Origin of the sequence: Arsukibacterium ikkense (assembly GCF_000987775.1) — a bacterium.
Taxonomy (GTDB): domain Bacteria; phylum Pseudomonadota; class Gammaproteobacteria; order Enterobacterales; family Alteromonadaceae; genus Alishewanella; species Alishewanella ikkense.
In genome coordinates, this window is the sequence record NZ_LAHO01000005.1 from 123,134 (window position 1) to 136,790 (window position 13,657).

General features: G+C 47.3%; 12 protein-coding genes. 3 read left to right on the forward strand and 9 right to left on the reverse strand.

Annotated features, from left to right (window positions below):
- Positions 1 to 2 precede the first annotated feature (2 nt).
- Genes WG68_RS07115 through WG68_RS07130 form a run of 4 tightly spaced genes read right to left on the reverse strand, consistent with a single transcriptional unit; the run spans position 3 to position 4,520 of the window.
- On the reverse strand, positions 3 to 1,196 hold the full coding sequence (locus WG68_RS07115; protein ID WP_046556977.1) for an FtsX-like permease family protein: 1,194 nt from the start codon (positions 1,194 to 1,196) through the stop codon (positions 3 to 5).
- 5 nt (positions 1,197 to 1,201) lie between these two features.
- Positions 1,202 to 2,500 carry an ABC transporter permease gene (locus WG68_RS07120; protein WP_046556978.1) on the reverse strand — a complete coding sequence of 433 codons (1,299 nt, stop codon included), beginning with the start codon at positions 2,498 to 2,500 and terminating at the stop codon, positions 1,202 to 1,204.
- Positions 2,501 to 2,510: 10 nt separating this feature from the next.
- Positions 2,511 to 3,209 carry an ABC transporter ATP-binding protein gene (locus tag WG68_RS07125; RefSeq protein WP_046556979.1) on the reverse strand — a complete coding sequence of 233 codons (699 nt, stop codon included), beginning with the start codon at positions 3,207 to 3,209 and terminating at the stop codon, positions 2,511 to 2,513.
- A gap of 42 nt (positions 3,210 to 3,251) precedes the next feature.
- Positions 3,252 to 4,520 (reverse strand): efflux RND transporter periplasmic adaptor subunit, encoded by a 1,269-nt coding sequence (locus tag WG68_RS07130; RefSeq protein ID WP_046556980.1) that lies wholly within the window; start codon positions 4,518 to 4,520, stop codon positions 3,252 to 3,254.
- Positions 4,521 to 4,754: 234 nt separating this feature from the next.
- On the opposite strand from WG68_RS07130, the gene WG68_RS07135 reads away from it, so the two are divergent.
- The gene (locus WG68_RS07135; protein WP_152663051.1) at positions 4,755 to 5,738 is read left to right on the forward strand and encodes a DUF3667 domain-containing protein; all 984 of its coding nucleotides are present in this window, start codon (positions 4,755 to 4,757) and stop codon (positions 5,736 to 5,738) included.
- Here WG68_RS07135 and WG68_RS07140 read toward each other — a convergent pair.
- Entirely contained in the window at positions 5,709 to 6,068 is a 360-nt protein-coding gene (locus tag WG68_RS07140) for a hypothetical protein (RefSeq protein ID WP_046556982.1), read from the reverse strand. The genes WG68_RS07135 and WG68_RS07140 overlap by 30 nt on opposite strands.
- Positions 6,069 to 6,117: 49 nt before the next feature.
- Complete coding sequence (locus WG68_RS07145) at positions 6,118 to 7,944, reverse strand: transcriptional regulator (protein ID WP_046556983.1); 1,827 nt, start codon at positions 7,942 to 7,944, stop codon at positions 6,118 to 6,120.
- A 382-nt stretch (positions 7,945 to 8,326) separates the two neighbouring features.
- On the opposite strand from WG68_RS07145, the gene WG68_RS07150 reads away from it, so the two are divergent.
- Together WG68_RS07150 and WG68_RS19045 are read left to right on the forward strand one after the other, a co-directional pair.
- A complete protein-coding gene (locus WG68_RS07150; RefSeq protein WP_052748996.1) occupies positions 8,327 to 8,959 on the forward strand; it encodes a dioxygenase family protein in 633 nt (210 codons plus the stop codon).
- 300 nt (positions 8,960 to 9,259) lie between these two features.
- A complete protein-coding gene (locus tag WG68_RS19045) occupies positions 9,260 to 10,924 on the forward strand; it encodes an SUMF1/EgtB/PvdO family nonheme iron enzyme (RefSeq protein ID WP_052748997.1) in 1,665 nt (554 codons plus the stop codon).
- A gap of 35 nt (positions 10,925 to 10,959) precedes the next feature.
- On the opposite strand, the gene WG68_RS07160 is transcribed toward WG68_RS19045, so the two are convergent.
- The 3 genes from WG68_RS07160 to WG68_RS07170 all read right to left on the reverse strand — a co-directional run bounded on the left by WG68_RS07160 (position 10,960) and on the right by WG68_RS07170 (position 13,558).
- Entirely contained in the window at positions 10,960 to 11,277 is a 318-nt protein-coding gene (locus WG68_RS07160) for a type II toxin-antitoxin system RelE/ParE family toxin (RefSeq protein ID WP_046556984.1), read from the reverse strand.
- On the reverse strand, positions 11,265 to 11,537 hold the full coding sequence (locus tag WG68_RS07165) for a CopG family ribbon-helix-helix protein (protein ID WP_046556985.1): 273 nt from the start codon (positions 11,535 to 11,537) through the stop codon (positions 11,265 to 11,267). Before WG68_RS07165 ends, WG68_RS07160 begins: the two co-directional genes overlap by 13 nt.
- Positions 11,538 to 11,728: 191 nt before the next feature.
- The gene (locus WG68_RS07170; protein ID WP_046556986.1) at positions 11,729 to 13,558 is read right to left on the reverse strand and encodes a winged helix-turn-helix domain-containing protein; all 1,830 of its coding nucleotides are present in this window, start codon (positions 13,556 to 13,558) and stop codon (positions 11,729 to 11,731) included.
- Between the last annotated feature and the right edge of the window lie 99 nt (positions 13,559 to 13,657).

Below are 13,657 nucleotides of genomic sequence, written 5' to 3' on the forward strand. Positions count from 1 at the left end.
GTTTATAAGGCTTTAGTGGCAGTTGCCGGCGACACCCGGGTCGCTATAGCCGCAGGATACCATGTTGCTACAGTGACACAAAGTAGCAAGGTGACTATGGTCGTTAACGGTAGGTACCAGTTTAATGGTGGAATAGTAATAACCTGGGCCAGCGCCTGATTCAGTAGCAACGCTAGCACTACACCAATGCTGGCGCCGATGGCGGTGCATAACCAGTTCTCACTTAGCAGCTCCAGTAAAATCGAGTTTTTACTAGCGCCCAGCGCACGTTTCACCCCAATCTCCTGCTGGCGCTTCAGGGCGTGAAAATGGGTGCTGCTATAGCTTGATACCATGGTAACCAGCAGCATCAAGCCACTAAGTATACCCAGCAACATGGCCAAACCATATTCGGTGCGATACAGCCGTTGATATTGTTCAGCCAGGTTGCGGATGTAGAAGATTTCAATGTTGGGTTCTACCTTACGGATTACCTGATCCAGCTGTTGTCGGACGGCCTCGGTTTGTTCAGGCGCGGTGCGCACCAAAATACTGTAACCCCAATCAACCGTGTAAGGTAATGCCACCTGAATACCGTTGTACATAACATTCTGAGCGCTGCGCTGGCCATAGAAATCGTCGATAACTGCGGCAACCCGACCACGATTAACCTCTTGTCCTACCGCGCTTTTATCTGGAAACAGTTTATCAGCCAGACTTTTAGTCAATACTACGGCAGGCCTGCCCGGATCATCAAGAGAGACAACGTTCTGCGGTAATTCGCCCTGCAAGACGCTGGTATTCAGTACAGTAAAAAAGTCTTTTGACACATAATACATCGGTACTGCAGGCACATTTGTACGATCCTGATGCTCGACATCATAGATATTGCCATTATTACCTCCTTGCAATATTGCCGATTGATTCGTATAAGCGGCAGCCAGTACGCCTGGTATAGATTGCACCGCCTGTAATTGCCGGGTAAATAATTCCTCTAATGCCGGATAGACACGTAAAGATGAAGTGGTAGGCTTTAACTGCACTAGTAAGGTGTTATGCAGATCCAAACCGGTTGGCTGTTTTAACTGCCGATTTGTTTGCTGCATCAATAACACACTGTTTAACAATAGTGCCAATGTCAGGGCTAACTGCAGCAGCAGCAGGCCAGTGACCACTTTCCGGCTGAATAACACTTTACAAAGCAAGTAAAATGACATGGTGATTATTCCTTAAGCTGCTGATTTAACGTGCCAAAAGATGCACGAAGCGATGGGTAAAGCGTTACCAGGTAACTACAGACCAGGGTAATGGTCAGTAAGCTCAGTAGCAGTGGTATATCCCAACTGGAGAACAAGCTGTTGCCCGGTAACAGGTGGTTCATCAGCTTGATACCGACATAGCCAGTTAGCAGCGCGCCAACTATAGTGAAAAGGGCCATCAACAGCACGTCGGCCAGCATTTGCAGCTGCAACTGGGCCCGACTGGCCCCCAGCGCGCGGCGCAGGCTGAATTCATACTGATTACTTAAATAGCGGTTTAATGATAAGTGACTGGCGTTAAATAAACACACCAGCAAAAACAGCAGGGTCACCAGGGCAAACGCCTGTATATCACCTGACTCATCACCAAAATAACTGACAATGTCGCGCATAGCGGTTAACTGGTTATTGATAGGTGCCGGATGACGCCCTGCGGCTTTTTCATCATTAGCCAGGTTCAGCATAAACTGTCGATAGGCTTGCTGCTGCGTTTCAGTATCTAATTGTACCCAATATTGTAATTGATGTAGCGCGCCGGTACGGCCCTCAGTACTTAACTTCCTGTAATCAGTGCTGTCGAACGTTTGTGAGTTAGTTTTTGACAGGTAATGCAGATCGTAGCCGGTTTCCAGCGGCAGAAAAATGTCTTCGGTCGGGCTTAAGTGGTTACGGCCGTTGGCATCGTATAACCGTGGCAGCATTTGCCAGTGATTAAGCACACCGATAACGCTGAAGTGTTTATCATCCAACAGCATCTGCTCGCCGACGACGTCTGTCCGACCAAACAATTTTAGCGCCATAGCGCGGCTTAGCAATATTTCAAAGCGCCCGCCGTCGTCGGCCCAAAAACTGCCATGCAGTAATGGCACGTCAAACATAGCAAAAAAATCGCGTTGGGTAATCCGTATGACGACCGGTGTAGGCGGCTGCGATGAACTTAGTCGGGCGTAACCATCTGCACTGTACATAGCGGCTTTGGCAGATGGAATGTCACTGTTTGCCAGCTTTTGTACATTGGCATAACTCAGCACCCTGGGTGGCCTGCAGTCATTGCAATCGTAAGGGGTTATTAACATCATTGGGAAAAACAGCTTGTTGCTTTTGGCGGGCAGCGGATCGGAGTTGAGCTGGTAATAAAAAGTAGCGTTGGCAAAAAAGACACCTAAGCCTACGCTTAATATAAAAATTGTCAGCGCATAAGGTAGAGGCGCGCGTTTAATACTAACCAGACTGACCTTAATATAATAAAGAAATTGTTCCACAAGCCGCTCCTTATGCGCTTTGCGCTGCGAAGGGTTCATACAGCATAGTGTCGCTAAGCTGACCATCAATAATCTGAATATGCCGCCCAGCCCGGCGCGCCTGATCCGGGTCATGCGTTACCATTAAAATAGTGCAGCCTTGCTGGTTAATCTGCTCCAGCAGCTCCATCACCTGGCGGGCCATTAGCGAATCGAGGTTACCGGTAGGTTCATCAGCCAGTAAAATGCGCGGTGTGCCGGCAATGGCGCGGGCAATGGCCACCCGTTGCTGCTGGCCGCCCGATAGCTGGCCGGGTAGGTAATCACGCCGGGCATGCAGCCCCACTAATTCCAGCGCCTGCTCAATCCGTTGTTTACGCTGTGCTGCTTTTAAACCACGGTAACGCAGGGGCAGCTCGATATTATCAAAAATACTGAAGTCTTTAATCAGGTTAAAACTTTGGAAAATAAAGCCAATTTTCTCATTTCTCAGCCTGGATAGCGCGGCGTCGGATAAGCCTTTAACCGACTTACCATCTAACTGATAATCACCCGCGTCGAAATTTTCCAGAGTACCCAGAATATTCAGCAAAGTTGACTTACCCGAGCCGGATGGGCCGGTTAGTGCAGCAAACTCGCCTTCATTTACCTGCAGGTTAACCTCGCGCAGGGCATGGGTTTCAATCAGTTCGGTGCGGAAAATTTTAGTTAAATTGGTTAGCTTAATCATTGTTATTCCTTGATTTTGTATTTGTTTGCCCGAAGCGCGAGCTTAATTCAGGTTAACCCGGTTCTGGTCTTTGAAATCACTGAGGTTAGAGATAACCCATTGCTCACCGGCGCTGGCGCCACTGAGAATTTCCACCCACTGCACTGATATGGCACCTAACTCGACATTTTTGCGCACTGCCTGGTTGTCCAGTACCTGGTAAGCCTGACGGCCACCACCAGAGCTGATAAAGTCGCCGCGGGCAATTTTCAGTACATCGGCTTTATGTTCCAGAATAACCCGTGCCGTTAAGCGCTGGCTTTGTCGCAGCTGAGTATTGTCAAGCTGGGCAAAGCGCACCCGGGCGCTGACCTGGTTATTGCGTACCTCCGGGGCGATATAGCTGATAACGCCACTGAGTTGCTGGTTGCCAAGAGCAATGTCAACCTGTTGGTTGGGCGCTAAATCGCGGGCATAACTTTCCGGTACTGCTAATTCTGCTTCGTACTGGCTTAAATCTATTACCGTCAGCAAAGCCTGGCCTGGCAGCACATGGCTTTGTTGCTCTACCAGCCAGCTGCCAAGCTGACCGGTGACCGGGGCCGTGATATCCAGTGCTGCCACTTTACGTTGTAGCTCATTAACCACCAATTGCTGGCGGTGAATATCCTGAGCGCGCGAGCCTTGTTCAAACGCCAGTTTATCGCGTGCCAGCTCGACCTTTCGTTTGGCATGATCAAACTCCAGTTCGGCCTTGGTCAGGTTGTCTTTGGCAATATCAAAATCCAGAGCCCGGATAACGCCCATTTCAATAGACTGAGTGGCCCGTTGCAGCTCTCGCCGCGCCGCCAGCAAATTAACCTGGCCATTATTCATTACCTGCTCTATATCCAGTTGTTGCTCCCGCGCGGTCAGCACTGCCCGCTCGGCTTCTGAAGTCATGCTCAGCAATACCGCCTGTTGTTGCTGTAAATCGCTTTGCAATGCCGGGCTGGCGATCGTCGCCAGCAAGTCGCCGGCAACAACGGCTTCGCCGGGCTGTTTAAATAACTGCACCTGACCGGTGTCCTGGCTGTACAGGGTAGGGGCATTTGCTGCGACAATCCGGCCCTGGACCGCAATATCCCGCACCAGATCACCACGTTGTACTGTGGCAAACTGCAGCTGATTACGCGGCAGTACTAAGCTGGCGCTTTGCCCGGCCGATTGAAAAACGACGATTGCACTTACGCTTAACAGCGCAATGACAATGGCCGCCGCCAGATAGCGGCGCAACTTACGTTTGGCTGGTTGGGCAATAATATTGTCTTGTTGCTCGGTACCCTGGATCATCGCTATTGTTCGCTTTGCTGATTAATAACAGAATATTGTCGTTAAAGGCATTTAGCAGCTTTAGTGCCAATATTTAGGTTGTTGATATATAACAATATTAATTGTTGATGACGAGGCGTGCTGCTGTCCGCGGACAGTAAAAGTGTCCGCGATAAAGCCGCGGACATCTGTTGCTAAAACAACTGCTTAACGTAGAATCGACCTTGCGATTAACCAACATAGTATGAGTCGAAGATGGAAATGTCGGCACAGCGGTATTGTGATAACTGTAACAGCGTACTGCATGGTGAGTTTTGTCATCATTGTGGTCAGGAAAAGAAAAGTTATATCCGTAATGTTAGTGGGGTGGTAACTGAGTTCTTCGGTGAGTTCAGCAACTGGGACACCCGGCTTTGGCGTACCTTAATACCGTTATGGTTTCGACCGGGCTTTTTAAGCCGGCGTTATGTCAGTGGTCATCGGGTGCCTTATGTACCGCCACTGCGGTTGTATTTATTTACGTCCATTATCGCTTTTTTAATTTTCGCAAAACTGATGCCGCAACAAGCTATCGAAGTTAGCGCTGTGGCCAGTGATCCAGAGTTAATTGTACTGGAGACGAAGGATGGTGCAGACATCACCCTGGCTGAGCTATTAAAACAAACCCAGACAGAGTTACAACAAGTACCCGGGTTACCCAACAACAGCGCGGTGCCGATATATATTAACGATGAGCACAGTCAGCATACACTGGCGTTGCCGTTTATCTCAGAACAGGCCCAGCAGCGGCTAAATGAGCGGTTTGCTGCCGTGGTTGCCAACCCTAAACTCGCGGTCAATAAATTTTTCAGTTTGGCACCGCAGATGATGTTTTTACTGCTGCCGCTGTTTGCCTTGCTGCTAAAGCTGCTGTATGTCCGCTCTGATCGTTATTACATGGAACATTTGATTGTTGCGCTGCATAGCCACAGTTTTATTTTACAGTTTTCGGTGCTGTATTTAGCGCTGGGGCTACTGCGGCAAAGTATCAGCTGGAGCTGGCTGGCGACTGTAGTGGGGTGGTTAGAAACTGCGGTGCTATGTTGGATCCCGCTTTATTTGCTGCTGTGTCAGAAATTCTACTACCGGCAACGCTGGGGCAAAACGCTGTTAAAGTTCTGGCTAACCAGCTCAGTGTATAACCTGCTATTTATATCTGCGGTAATAGGATTAATTGTACTGAGTATTTTGTGGGCTTAGTGGTGCAGCAACGGTATCGGCTTGTACTTTGCATTGCAGCAGTTGCTGTTTAAAGTGGTTTATTTGCTGCTGGTTGTCGGCGGTGCTGCCCTCCAGCATCTGAGTAAAAAGTGCAAAGTGCTGGTCGATATAATCCAGCTCACAGCTACATTCCGCTTTAATGTCATCCAGGCTATAGCCTTTAGAGTGCAGCACTTGCAAACAACGCTGTAAGTAACTATCCAGTAGCTGGTTTTTCAAGTCGTTGGCACTGGCAATGGCTGAACTACTGTTCAGCCAGACCAGTAGCGCGGTTAGCAGCAGCGCGGGCAGGGCATAAGGTGCTGTCATAGGCGTTTCTACATCCTGTTGTTAAAAGAATACTTCGGCGCTAAAAGGCTTAAAGATTAAGCGCAGCCAACATTAATTCATTGTGGCGTCGCCAGTTGGCTGTGGCATTGTTGTCAATGTACTGCGAATAAAAATCACAGCTAACTCGCGCATCCTGGCTACCGCATAACAGTAACGCGACATCCAGACTAATGTACTTATTGCCAGCGAGATGGGCCTGTTCGAAGGTGCGCCTGCCATAAAGAATCATTGCCTCGGTTTGTTGCATCGCTTGCGCCAGTATGGTTTTAAGATAAGAGTTCTCGGCATTATCTGAAGCGAGGCTATCGACTAAGCTTTGCGCTTCAGTCAACCGATTTTGACTGATGTAATGCTGCAGCAGTTGTTGCCTGCTTGACTGCGCCACCCAATGGTCTGGCGTTAAAGCGGTAAACTCAAGTACCTGTTTTAAATGCGGCTCTTTATCTGAGGGGGTGGCCGCAAAAATCGCGTAATGAAATGGCACCTTGGCAAAATGATAGATAGGGAGCTGGTACTCATTCATCTTAGCTTCTGCCTGATGTAAATAATGATATTTATCCTGTTGCTGGCCAAACTTACTGGCCAAAACTGACAGATAAGTCAGTGCATCTAACTGCCGTGTTTTATCCTTAGCATCATCAGCTAGTTGCGCAGATTTTAACAGACTGGCTTTCACTGCCAGATAATCGTTGTTTATAAAGTCGAGCCATGATTGCGCGTGCCAGGCATCTGCCTGGCGTTTTAAATCGTTGATGGCTTCGAACTGCCCGATAGCTAAGCGCAATTTGCGGGCACTTAATTCAAACAAATCTTTACGGGTTAAAATTCTGCTCTGGTAAAGCAGGGCATTACCGAGTTGTTGCGCGTTGTGTTGGCTTTGGGCGCTGCTTTCTAATTTTTCAGCCATCACCATGGCCCTGTCAAGTTCGCCCTGTTCAATATAAGCGCTAACTAGTTGACCCAGAATAATAAGATCGTCCGGCTGTTGCTGATGGGCTATCGACAAGTTGGCTTGCTTTAGCCCGGATGCTTGCGGTTGGCTTAAAAACTGATAGAGAAAAGGTTGCTTTAAATGTTGCAGCAGCCGCTGGAGCAGCTCGTCTGTTGATGAGGCGGTCAGTTGCCCCTGCCAATCGGCAGCAGGACCTTTCAGTAAGAAATCTAAATACATCTGTTGCTGGTGGCTACGCAGGTGGCCGGTTAACACAAAGGGATGGGCGCTTTGCAAGGCGGGATATTCAAGCTCTGCGGACATCTCAAACTGGTCAGTATTCAGCTGAGTTAAGGGCGTGAAAGCAAAGTCAGCATTATCATGCAGCGTCAGGCCCGGTGCGCCTTGGGGAGCGGTTATTGGAATATAAGCGATGTTTAGCGCCGAATGGGTAGTGCCCTTGTCGGGCGCTGCGGGCATATAGATAACGCTGAGCAAAAGCAAAACCATGCTCGCTAACACTGCGTAGCCCCAATAAGCCGGTTTTTTAACGCGAGCGGCGGCAGTCGAAGGTGGTGGCGATGGTAATGGAAAGTGGCGTGCATCCGCTGTCGGCGGATTGTCCTCGGCAGCGAGTTCAGTTGTCAGTTGCCACTGGTAGCCACGTTTGGACAGGGTTTTGATGGCATCATTACCAAAAAGGTTTCTCAGGTGACTGATGTTTTGAAAAACCGCTTGTTCCGACACCACTTTGTTTTGCCAGATATGGCACAAAATATCGGCTTTGCTTACTACGTTATCTGAGCGCTCAAGCAACAGCGCTAAAACTTTGGCCTCGTTGTGACGAATTGCCAAAGTATTGCCATTTTGCGTCAGCCGCAAACTCGTACTGTCGAATTCAAACTCTTTAAATCGATAACGCATTATTTTTAAGTGAACTTGTCGGGTAAATGATTTGTTTCCAATCTTAACTTACCCGTCTCAATAAAAAAAGCAGAGCCTTGTCTGCATGAACCAGCCTGCACGCGATACGTTGCCCAATATGCCATGACCGACTGCTGGTGTGTTGTCATCAACTCCACTCGTGATCTTTGGTTTTCTAGGATTTTTCTATTTTCTTGCAATTTAGCTAAAAACTAGATTTTTTCTAAGATTTCAGCCGTTGCAACTTCGTACCCTGCCTGAAGTTCAACCGAGGCATTGTTATTAGAAATTAGATGAGGAATAAGATCAAACTCAAACCGCTGGCTTTGATTCAACATCAAATTGTATTGATAATCTCACTGAAAACTAAAGGAATTCTTTAATGACAAAAATCAACCGTCGTAAATTTCTAACCAATATGGCAATTGCATCCGCATCTGCCATAGTTTCTACTGGCCTACACGCGAAAATGGTGACACCTACTGACGCTAAAGGCCCTTTTTATCCGATAACACCGCAAAAAGATAAGGATTTTGATCTCACCCAGATACAAGGTAAATCTGGTGTCGCCAAGGGCGAGATTATCGAGATCAGCGGGCAAGTGTTTGATACTGATCTCAACCCCATCGAAGATGCCACCATCGATCTATGGCAGGCCAATAGCTTTGGTAAATATCATCACCCCCACGATTCTAGCGACGCGCCTGTTGATGAATACTTTCAAGGCTGGGCGATTTTTCAAAGTGGTAAAGACGGACGGTTTAAGTTCAAAACCGTCATGCCGGGTGCTTATCCACTTGGTTCTAGCAATCCAAGAACGCCACATATTCATTTAATGGTGAGTAAGTTGGGATACGTGGAGCTGATAACACAAATGTACTTTCCAGATCAGCCGTTGAATGACCAAGATGGCTTGTTTAAGCGCAAGTCTAAGGCGCAGCAACAGGCGATAACGGCTAAGCGACAAGGAGCAAGCAATCGTTATCAGTATGATATTGTACTGGAGAAAGTGTAGCTCGTTTTCGAAGGGGAATTTAAAGTCATTTAAGCAAGGCATCCTCTTCAATCAATGCCTTGCTTATTGGCCCATTAACTCTCGCTAAATGGGAAATAACTTAATCAACTTGGTATCAATGTGGACAGTATTACGTCTGCAGCGCTAGCGATGATCTGACCAATTCTCTACTGCCAGCTTCGACAATATTTTTTCTAGGATTTTTCTATTTTTTAGCTATTTCGCTAAAAACTAGATTTTTCCTAAGATTTCATCCGTTGAACCTCCGTATCCTGCCTGAAATTCAACCGAGGCACTTTTATGAAAAATAAGATGAGAAAGAAAATCAAACTACAACCGCTGGCTTTTGTTCTAGCTGGTATGGCATTGGTATCGACGACCGCTTTCGCTGGTAAGGGTGGCTTTATAGAACCACCCATGGTGAGTATTCCTGCCGGCGTTTTTTCTATGGGCAGTGAGGATGGTAGCGAGGATGAAAAGCCAGTACGTCAAGTCTCAGTGCCCGCTTTTCAAATGGGTAAATATGAGGTGACAGTCGCTGAGTTTAGAAAGTTTATTGCAGCGACTAACTATGAAATGCCAGACAATTGCTATCAGCATGTATTAACCGGCTTGCAAGAGCGGGGTAGCTGGGATAACAATATTTATAACTTTAGTGATTACCATCCGGTGGTTTGTTTGACCAGACAAGCTGCAGTGGATTACGCAATTTGGCTTTCCGAACAAACTGGCAAAAAATATCGGCTGCCTACAGAGGCGGAATGGGAATATAGCTCACGAGCAGGCACGAGCTCCCGATTTTTTTGGGGTGACGCTAGTCAGGCTTCAAAAGCGTGTAAATACGCCAATATCTCCGACTGGTATGCTGCGGATAAGTCTAAAACACTATTCCCAGGAGCGAACGTTCGGGATATTGAGCAGTGCAGCGATAATGAAGCCACTTTAGCAGTGGTTGGGCTCTACCAACCCAACCAGTTCGGCGTCTACGACTTAACCGGTAACGTAATGGAATACTTGGCCGACTGTTATGTTGATAGCTATGAAAATGCACCTCTGGATGGCAGTATGGTAACCCAAGAAAACTGTGACGCTTTTGTTGTTCGTGGCGGAAGTTGGCACTGGTTTCCTTGGTATTCAAGCCAACGTAGCCGTATACCTAATGATTTCTTGGGTGCGTTAGAAGGTTTCAGGTTAGTTCTTGATACCGGCGGCAAAGAGCTGCCAGCACAGAGCGGTAGTAAAGAATTCGTCAAAAATCTGGCTGTTGCGCAGGCGAAAGTCAAAGCTCAGCATAAAAAAAATCCGGCTTATCCAAACAAACCGCAAGATCTAAAAGTTGTTGCGGCCAACCGAGATAGCGTTAAGTTAAGCTGGCAAGCAAACACTGAGACATTTTTAACCGGCTATCAGGTTTATCGACAAGATCCGCTAACAAACCAAAAAGTACTTATTTCAAAGGTCATTAAGAGCCCTAATTTTATTGATGAGTCACCGTTAGCGCATAATGCACGTTACTCTGTTATTGCATTAAATGGTGAAACAGAAAGTCAAAGCAATGAGATTGTCGATAGTGGTGTAGGGGCCCCGCACGCTTTGCCAGCAAAAATTCAGGGGGAAGCATTTAGTCACGCTGTTGGCGCCGATGTCAGAAACTCAGTGTTGGAGCCGGAAGATGACAGGATCATTGCTTCATTGGGCGATAACAAGGCGGTTTATCACCTTCAGGTGACTACGGCTGGCAAGTTTCAATTGGATGCCCGCGTATTTCACTCCGGGCAAACGCAAAAATTTGAACTTTGGCTGAATGGTAAAAAATTCGCGAACCCCACGCTTGAAGGGGAACGCGGTTGGAAAACTGTCGACAATATCATCGTTGATTTACCGCAGGGCACCCATACCTTGATCGTGAAAGGAGAACAGCCAATGTTTGCGGTTAACTGGATGGATGTGAAAGCTGTTTTGTAACTAACGCTTTGTTTGTAACAAGATAACAGGTTCCTTTAGGGGAACTTGTTTGTTAAGGACGGGTTTATGCCTGCCTCTTTTTGATGCCGCACAGCGAGAAGGGTTGCCGTTTCGCCATCGAAGCGATACAAGGTGATATAGCCGCTACCTCCGAAATCAATCAGCCATTCCCGAAACAATGGATCTATATTTTCAACAGGACGCCCAGCCTCCGGCTGGTGTGCGAGTATTTTCACGCCTGCCCGTATTGTTTTGATGGCGCGTCGGGCCGCGTCTTCATCTTTCATAGCAAGGAATCGATAGAGTCGCTGTACGTCAGCGAGAGCTGGCGGCGACCAAATCAGACGTGGCATTTAGGCAGCTCTGCATCTTCACCCGCTTCAAGCTTCTCCAACCAGGCGTCAGCTTCTTCAAGCGTCAGGTGCAGCCCGTTTTCCTGATACCCCTCCCAGGCGCGTAGCGCATCCTGTTTAAACGATTCTCGCTTTTCTTCACGTTCAACATAGTCACGGATCGCTTCACGCATGATCCAGTGCGATGAACGGTGTCGCACTTCAGCTAGGTGCTGGATACGGCTTTTCAGATCGTCGTCAAGTTTTACTGATGTTGCCATTTTGCCACCCCAGTATTAAAAGGTACTACCTTTTAATACTGTACCACAAATCAATTGCCCTCGCGAATCTGCAATGCTCTTTCTTTCTCAGCCACCACCGCCAACCCGCATTGCCCCTGTATAAACAACAAAGCAAAGGCCGTCACGATAGCAGCTTCCTTTAGGGGAACTTGTTTGTTTAAGATGATTAGTTAAAGATTAAGCGCAACTAACTGCATTTGATTATTTTGACGCCAGCTCGCGGTGGCGTTATCGATAATGTACTGTGCATAGAAATCATGGTTTAGCTGGATATTTGGCGTGTTGCACAGCAGTAGCGCCACATCCAGGCTGAGCCATTGATTACCCGAAAGTTTCGCTTGTTCGAAGGCCCGCGTGCCATAACGAATCATGGCCTCGGTTTGCTGCAATGCTTGCGCCAGTAAGGTTTTAAGATAAGCGTTCTGGGCATTGTCTGAAGCGAGGCTATCGACTAAGGTTTGCGCTTCAGTCAGCCGATTTTGATTGATGTAATGCTTTAGTAGTTGTTGCCGACTTGACTGCGCAGCCCAATGGTCTGGCGTTAAAGTGGTGAACTCGAGCACTTGCTTTAAGTGCGGCTCTTTATCTGAGGGGTTGGCCGCGAAAATCGCGTAATGAAATGGCACCATAGCAAAATGGTAGCTGGGTAGCTGGTACGCCTTCATCTTATTTTCCGCTTGCTGTAAATAGTGATACTTTTCATCTTCTAATTGATGTACCAGAGCCATTTTCGACAGATAAGTAAGGGCATCCAACTCGCGCGGTTTATCGTTAGCGTTATAGGCCAGCAGTGCAGATTTCAATAAACTGCTTTTAACTGCCGGGTAATCATTGTTTTGATCGTCTAGCCAGGATTGGGCATGCCAGACATCTGCCTGGCGTTTCAAGTCATCAATTTTTTCAAACTGCTCAATGGCTAAAGCAAGCTTTTGTGAACTTAAATCGAACAGTTTCATGCCAGTTAAAATTTCACTTTGATAAAGCAACGCATTGCCTAGTTGCTGCGGATTGTGTTGCGATAATGCGATAGAGGCTAATTTATCCGCCAGCACCATGGCTTTTTCGTGCTCACGGGTTTCGCGATAAACACTGATCAAACTGCCAAGCACAATCAAATCTTCGGGTGCCAGTTGATGGGCAATCGACAGTTTGGCTTGTTTAAGTTCTGGTGAGAGTGGCTGGCTTAGCAGATCATAAATAAAAGGCTGCTGTAAGTGAGTGAGTAGTTGATCTATAAGCGCTTTATCTGACTCAGCCGATAGCTGCCCCTGCCAGTCTGCAAAGGGGCCTTTTAACAAAAAATCCAGGTAAAGCTGCTGCTTATAGGCGCGAACTTCACCCGTTAAAATAAAGGGATGCGCTTCTGCTAACAGTGGATATTCCAGCTCGGCTGACATTTGAAATTGCTCGCTAGTCAGATGGGTTAACGCGGTGACATTAAACCGGGCATTGTCATTCAGGGTAATCGCGGTGAAATCTCCAAAGTCGGTATTTTCTTGCGGCATAGCAAAAGGGATATAGGCTAGCTTGATAGCAGGCTCCATGCCTTGCTGATCAGTGTCAATCGGCCAATAAATAACCGTTATCAGGACAAAAACAAAACTCGCTAACACCGCATAAAGCCAGAGCGGTCGCTTAACGGGCGTTGCGGCTTGGGTTGATTCGCTCGATGCCTGAGTCAGTGTTACTTCAGTTTGAGGGGGCGAAATGGCTTCGGTGTTCAATTGCCATTGATAGCCTCGTTTAGGGAAGGTTTTAATCGCATCATCGCCAAAAATACTTCTTAACTGACTGATATTTTGAAAAACAACCTGTTCGGAAACCACTTTATCTTGCCATACATAAGATAAAATATGTTCTTTACTTAGCACCCTGGCTGAGTGTTCCAGCAATAACGCTAATAGCTTGAGTTCATTGTGGCGGACCTCAAGTGGCTCGCCATTTTTGGTTAACAGCAAACTGTCACTGTCAAATTTGAAATCTTTAAAAGCATAAAGCATGGTGTTATTCGCTGAACCCGGGTGATGGTGTGTTTTGCCTGCATTTTAGCTTATTGTTAACCCATTGCGTAAGGATATTGTCATTAGCAGCAAGATAGT